This is a genomic window from Bacteroides sp. AF20-13LB, from assembly GCF_003603065.1.
In the GTDB taxonomy this organism is placed as follows: Bacteria; Bacteroidota; Bacteroidia; order Bacteroidales; family Bacteroidaceae; genus Bacteroides; species Bacteroides uniformis.
In genome coordinates this window covers 1-5619 of record NZ_QTMH01000038.1, presented here as the reverse complement: position 1 = coordinate 5619, position 5619 = coordinate 1, and the positions used below count along the sequence as shown (strand labels likewise).

8 protein-coding genes and 1 pseudogene are annotated in these 5619 nt (G+C 41.3%); 4 read left to right on the top strand and 5 right to left on the bottom strand.

Annotated features, from left to right (window positions below):
- From DWX62_RS21685 to DWX62_RS21675, 3 genes and pseudogenes are all read left to right on the top strand, one after another.
- Nucleotides 1–184 (top strand): annotated as a pseudogene (locus DWX62_RS21685) (replication initiation protein); the annotation flags it as partial.
- A gap of 84 nt (nt 185–268) precedes the next feature.
- Nucleotides 269–1288, top strand: coding sequence for a DUF4848 domain-containing protein (locus DWX62_RS21680; RefSeq protein ID WP_120173145.1), 1020 nt, complete (start codon nt 269–271; stop codon nt 1286–1288).
- The gene (locus DWX62_RS21675) at nt 1285–1929 is read left to right on the top strand and encodes an FKBP-type peptidyl-prolyl cis-trans isomerase (RefSeq protein ID WP_117589891.1); all 645 of its coding nucleotides are present in this window, start codon (nt 1285–1287) and stop codon (nt 1927–1929) included. The genes DWX62_RS21680 and DWX62_RS21675 overlap by 4 nt, the downstream gene beginning before the upstream one ends.
- Before the next feature lie 49 nt (nt 1930–1978).
- On the opposite strand, the gene mbpC is transcribed toward DWX62_RS21675, so the two are convergent.
- The 5 genes from mbpC to DWX62_RS21650 all read right to left on the bottom strand — a co-directional run bounded on the left by mbpC (nt 1979) and on the right by DWX62_RS21650 (nt 4354).
- Nucleotides 1979–2428: a mobilization protein MbpC gene (gene mbpC / locus DWX62_RS21670; protein WP_117589892.1), complete on the bottom strand. Its 450-nt coding sequence runs from the start codon at nt 2426–2428 to the stop codon at nt 1979–1981.
- Nucleotides 2385–3179, bottom strand: a complete 795-nt coding sequence (gene mbpB / locus DWX62_RS21665) for a mobilization protein MbpB (protein WP_118497638.1) — start codon at nt 3177–3179, stop codon at nt 2385–2387. The genes mbpC and mbpB overlap by 44 nt, the downstream gene beginning before the upstream one ends.
- Nucleotides 3176–3475: a mobilization protein MbpA gene (mbpA, locus tag DWX62_RS21660; RefSeq protein ID WP_117589894.1), complete on the bottom strand. Its 300-nt coding sequence runs from the start codon at nt 3473–3475 to the stop codon at nt 3176–3178. Before mbpA ends, mbpB begins: the two co-directional genes overlap by 4 nt.
- Before the next feature lie 305 nt (nt 3476–3780).
- The gene (locus tag DWX62_RS21655; RefSeq protein WP_117589887.1) at nt 3781–4119 is read right to left on the bottom strand and encodes a hypothetical protein; all 339 of its coding nucleotides are present in this window, start codon (nt 4117–4119) and stop codon (nt 3781–3783) included.
- Complete coding sequence (locus DWX62_RS21650) at nt 4109–4354, bottom strand: type II toxin-antitoxin system Phd/YefM family antitoxin (RefSeq protein WP_117589888.1); 246 nt, start codon at nt 4352–4354, stop codon at nt 4109–4111. Before DWX62_RS21650 ends, DWX62_RS21655 begins: the two co-directional genes overlap by 11 nt.
- 427 nt (nt 4355–4781) lie before the next feature.
- Between DWX62_RS21650 and DWX62_RS21645 the strand changes: the two genes are divergently transcribed.
- Nucleotides 4782–5619 (top strand): replication initiation protein (locus DWX62_RS21645; RefSeq protein ID WP_133303681.1); only part of this gene is annotated, 838 nt, incomplete at its 3' end.

Here is a 5619-nt window from a genome sequence, read left to right as displayed (position 1 = left end):
CCTCCGTTACTCCTGCAGCTTCACATCGGAAGAAATAAACCGCAACAAGGAAACATTCATAACAGCACAAGAAAAGATAGCCGACCTTATCGGAGAACTGGCTATTCTGAACGGTAAATCAAGAGGTAAGAACAACCCTAAAGGGTGGATAATTAATGCTCTCAAAGGAAAAATCAATGATTGAATTATGGGCAGTTGTTATAAATGTCGTATCTTTGCCCTATAAATTTATAAAATACTCACATGTTTTAATTAAATCTATTTAATTATGAAAAAGTTCTATTTAGGTTTAGTATCTTTAATGCTAATTATGCTTCATTCTTGTAGTCAAGACGAGCTTGAGAGTACACCGATTAATGAGCCACAAGCCATAAAGGTTGTAAATATTATCGATGGGAATATTTCTACAGCAAACACCAGAACTGATGACGCCAATTATGCAACTATGGCTTTACAATTCAACTCCGAAGCAGAGGTGCAAGAATTATTAGATGATTTAAAAGAAATGTCTATTGATGAAAGACTTAAATTCACAGATTCTTTAGGATTTATATCCTTAGAAAAACTACTCAGAGTAGCAGATGAAGAATTAGATAGCCTTGGCGCTTCTGCCACAAGTGAGGCAGATTTTAGAGTAAAACATGCCGCATATAAAGAGAAGTACAGCAATTTTTTCATTTTCAATAATCAACAAGAGGATGATTTATCCCCCTATATTCCAACATCAGAAGAAGGGGATATTTATGCCTTTTTAGTAGGAGAAAATCATAAAATAGTAATAGGAAATGTTATTTACGACATTAACTTCTCTGACACTATGAGGGAAGAGGATGCTTTACTTTATTGTAATAACCTAAAAAATGACAATGAAGTGTCAACCAGAGCAGAAAACATACCAGTTAATAGCTTTAAAATCATATCTGGGAGTAAGAAAACGACCTTTTCTGGCTCTGTAAAATATGAAAATTTGGGGGCTGAGGGCACTCCTAAATTGTACAAACTTTATTATCATTTTGGTGCCCAAAAGAAAATGTGGTATGGTTGGAAACGGGATTCAGCCAGAGACTTTGCCATTACAAGTAAGAACAATACCAATCGTTTTATAGGCAACGCTGGTGGAAATATCAACGTTTATGCCAATTATTATTTAGGAAGACCAACAGATGTATTTTCAGAGTTAGCTTATGTTTGGACGGACATGACGCTCAAAGACGCAAATGGAACTGCAACATACGACAAGAATAAAGCATATAAATGTCAAATCAATATGTCTTATAATAACCAATGAAACAGATATTTTACATTCTTGCGTTATTAGCACTTTCTATATCGACCATTTCTTGTGAAGAAAAAGAAGAAGCTACAAAGTATGACGATTGGAAGGAACGTAATCAATCTTTTTGCGACTCAATAGCAGAACTGGCAGGTGAAAATTACGTTGCTACATTAGAACAGATAAAAAATGTCAAAGAAGGGGAATTGTTTATACTGCAGGATGTAATCAGTAGTACCAATAAAGCAGATGCATACATTTATTGTAAGAAGCTTGTAGCAAACCCTGAAGGGGAAAGACCTTTTTGGCTAAGTACGGTTAATGTATATTATTGTGGGACCTTAATCAATGGAGAGAAATTCGGAGGCAACTTTAATGGTTATACCGCACTGGATAAAGAAATTTCCACTCCTTTTGAAAAGTATCCATCAAAAGATTTTGATGTAACAACACAATTTACTATTAGCTCAGATGAACCGTATTACTTAACTACTGGTTGGTGTACATTTTTACAATATATGCATACGGGAGAACGTTGGCTAATTTATGTGCCGTGGAAGTCCGCTTATGGTGCAGAAGGTAAAGATAATGTTCTTGGATATTCTGTTTTGACTTTTGACGTTACTTTAGAATCTATCGCAGTATTAAGGCGATAAAGAATATTACATACCATGTTTAAGTTCTAAAATAGGCGGAAATTTCCGCCTATTTTATTGTTGTATCTTCATTCATCTGCTGTTGGTAATACTCGTAATACCGTTTGTAGTTATCCCGGTCTTTGGCAGCATCCACCCACAAATAACACATGAGGCAGGCAAACAAGAGGGAGATAACGGCACAGAGAATGGAGTAGAACGAAACCCGTTTATCCACATAGCCACCGTTTTTCATCCTGTTCCCCTGCTGTTCAAAGTCCGCTAACACGTTTTTTAGGTGTTTTTCAGCACTTTCAAGGCTTTCCCCGTCTATCTGTACCCTTTGGGCTGTTGCGTCCTCTATACGTTTCGTATAGGCTTCCACGCGCTTTAATTCTTGATATACCAGTTCTACCGCAAGCTGCGGGTTCACTTTCGGGGTGGTGTCTTTCCTGCGTGGTCGGTATTGTCCTTGCTTAGAGGTGGAAACCTCCTTTTCCGGACGTGAGTTTGTTTCCATGTGATATGTTCATTGAGTTATACTTCAGTCTGCTTTGTGTCCTCTCGATATGGGCGAGAGTGTAGCCTTTCCCTATCTCGCTTGCCTTATACTCCGTACCGCTCCGGGCTGTGACATAGTAGCCGTTAAGTTTCCCGGTGCTTGCCCGGGCTTCCCGGACTTTGAAGCCCAGTTTGCCGAGTTCCTCTTGGAATTTGGCAAGGTCAAAGCCCTGCAGCTTCTTCAGTACTTCGTTCATGGCTTCCTTGATTTCCGCTTTGTTGGCTTTGCCGATGTCCTGCGACTGCACGAAGTTCCGTTCCTTGGCTATGGCGTTGGCGGCTTCCGTTGCCCGTTTCCCTATCCAGTTGTCCCGGTAGAGTTCCCCGGAAAGGGATATCCGGTTTGCCAGTATGTGCAGGTGGGCTTGTTCTTTCTTGCTCTCCGTACCGCTGTGCCGGATGATGATGTACTGGTGGTTCATCAGTCCCATGCGCTGCATGAAGTCATTACCAAGTTCTGCCCAGTCCGCATCGGTGAAGCTGGAGCTTTCCTCTATCGAGGGGCTGACCTCAAAACGCAGGCAGTTGTTCTTTACGTTCGGAAAATCAGTGAAGTAAGGTTTCATCTCCTGCACCATTTCCGCACCCGTACACCCGTAAAGCTCATGCCTGGCTATCTCGGTGGCTGCTGCCTGCCCGTCTATCTCCTTGGCGAGGTCATACTCCAGTGCCGCCACGCCATGTGATATGCTTTTCCCTTTCCCTATCATCGTGAGAGTATTTTTTGGAGTTCTGTGATTAGTGCCCGGTTCTCCTCGAACACTTCCCGGTACTGGCGACCACCGAAGTAGTTGTTCAGTCTTTGAAGTGTTCCTTTCAGCCGGGCGATGTCCCGGAAAAGTTCCCGTTCTTCTTCTGTGTACCTCTCCCTGGGACGCCCACCAAGGGAGAGACTCCTGCAGTACTCCGATGTGCTCAGACCGCACCGGGATGCTTGCTCCGAAAGTGCCGCCTTTTCAAGTGCGGTGCATCGGAATGTAATCTTTTCGTTCCGTCTTACTTCCATGCCACGAAGATAGGCAAAAAAATCTTTTTGAGCAAAGCGAGAAAAGCAAGAAATGTCCGACAAGGACACTTCTTGCTATATATACACATGCCGCATGGGAATGCACACAGCGCTAACACACTGCATAGGAACACAATTCTTTCTCTTTTCCCTGCCTTTCTCACAACGGAATACGGAGAACGGTCAAGGGGACGGGCTGGAAAAACCGCACGAGCCTGCGAGCGCAGGATTTTTCCAGAACCGGACTTGCGCAGCCCTTGACGGTTACGGAGTATGGAGTTATTTTTGCTACCGGAAAAGAGAGGTTAACCGATAAGTTCCTTTACTATTTGCTTCACGACATTCATTTTTACACTCGATGCGTCTGCCTTATCGTAAATAAGCAACAAATAAACTTTCCCCTCTTGTTCTGTTACAAGAGCGTTGTATGTGATGATACGAGCACCGCCAGACTTACCACGTCCTTTGGTCGCAATAGCCATTCGGATTTTACGGATATTAGGAGCTATTTCACTCCCTTGTAACGGTGTCTTTTCTAATTCCTTCCGAAACTCTATCAAATCCTTTTTGAAACTTTTGTATCTTTTTGCCAGTGCTTTGGCTTCTGTATCAAAATAGTCTGATGTTATTATTTCAAAGCTCATCTATTAATTCATCTAAGGATTTGAGTTTTATTTTCCCGTCCATGTGGTCTTTCACCTGCTGCAAAGCCCCTCTGAGCTCTCCAACTAAATCCCGCTTTGGTATGTAATCATCTTCCGCCACATTAATGACGATTGGTCTTTTATTCTTACGGGTAACAAAAACAGTTTCCGTTTCTGCCAGTTCAAAATATTTCTTCTGATTGGCTCTAAATTCACGTGTCGTAACTATCTGCATAATATCTATATATTTGATTTACATCGCAAATATAACATAAAAGAATTAACCGACAAACCATTTGTGTACCTATTTGTGTACCTATATGTGTACACGTAATAAAAAGCCGTTCCCAATCCTACCGCCCTACGGTTGGTTTTGCTTTGCTTTTTCCCGATTGTTTTTCCTTTTCCGATAGTAAAAAACGCCCTCTTAATCCCTAAATTCCCCTTGTCTGTTATAAGCATCGTCTATAATATGCTCTATCACTTTTGCGAAAAAGCCGATAAACAAAGGGGTTGAAGCATGTGTTTCCCTACATTTTGGGAGTTTTGTTCCTACACTTTGGGAGTTTTAATTCCAATTATTCCCTACACTTTGGGAGTTTTACCCTTCTTTTTTTGTTTTAATGTAGGCTTTACTTATCTTTGCGACAAATCAAACTCTTATGAAAAAGAAACTACCTATTACAAAAAACAAAGATGTAGTTGTATCATGGGTATATACATGGTCTAAACAGCAAGACATGTCCATACACGAACAAAGAATAGTCCTCCGCATATTGGAAGCGTGCCAAGCAGAACTGAAAGGGGTGAAACTGAAAGATTATGCAGGAACGAAACGTAAGTTTGAGCATGGGCTTTGGGATGTTGATGCACAAATGCATGTGTCTGACGTTATTTTTTCCGGGCGTGATTACAACGAAATCATAGCCGCACTCGATGCGCTGGCAGGACGTTTTTTTACTTACGAAGATGACGAGGAATGGTGGAAGTGTGGATTTATATCTAACCCAAAATACAAAAAACACACTGGCATTATAACTTTTCGTGTATCTAATGACCTTTGGGATGTGTTTACCAAATTCGCAAAAGGGTATCGGGAGTTTGAGTTAAACAAGGCTCTTGCGCTGCCTACGGGTTATTCCCTTCGATTTTACATGCTCATGAGTGGGCAGGTGTACCCTTTGGATATATCCCTTGAGAACCTGAAAGAACGCCTCGGAATACCTGCGGACAAATACAAAGACAAGAATGGAAAAGACAGAATTGACAACTTTGAGGAAAGAGTATTAAAGCCTGCAAAAGCTGCGCTTGATGAAAGTTGCCCATATACATTCAACTACGTGAAAGTGCGTGAAAACCCTAACAACAAACGTAGCAAAGTAACCGGGTTTAGATTTTACCCGGTATATCAACCCCAATTTAGAGATGAAGAGCTGGAAGTAAAAGAACTTCAAGCAAAAGTAACGGCACGTCATCAGATAGACAGCCATGTGTATGAAT

Bases quoted from the DNA above. Each gene is read 5' to 3' on its own strand.
- DWX62_RS21680 (WP_120173145.1), top strand. From the start codon at position 269: ATGAAAAAGTTCTATTTAGGTTTAGTATCTTTAATGCTAATTATGCTT.
- DWX62_RS21675 (WP_117589891.1), top strand. From the start codon at position 1,285: ATGAAACAGATATTTTACATTCTTGCGTTATTAGCACTTTCTATATCG.
- mbpC (WP_117589892.1), bottom strand. From the start codon at position 2,428: ATGGAAACAAACTCACGTCCGGAAAAGGAGGTTTCCACCTCTAAGCAA.
- mbpB (WP_118497638.1), bottom strand. From the start codon at position 3,179: ATGATAGGGAAAGGGAAAAGCATATCACATGGCGTGGCGGCACTGGAG.
- mbpA (WP_117589894.1), bottom strand. From the start codon at position 3,475: ATGGAAGTAAGACGGAACGAAAAGATTACATTCCGATGCACCGCACTT.
- DWX62_RS21655 (WP_117589887.1), bottom strand. From the start codon at position 4,119: ATGAGCTTTGAAATAATAACATCAGACTATTTTGATACAGAAGCCAAA.
- DWX62_RS21650 (WP_117589888.1), bottom strand. From the start codon at position 4,354: ATGCAGATAGTTACGACACGTGAATTTAGAGCCAATCAGAAGAAATAT.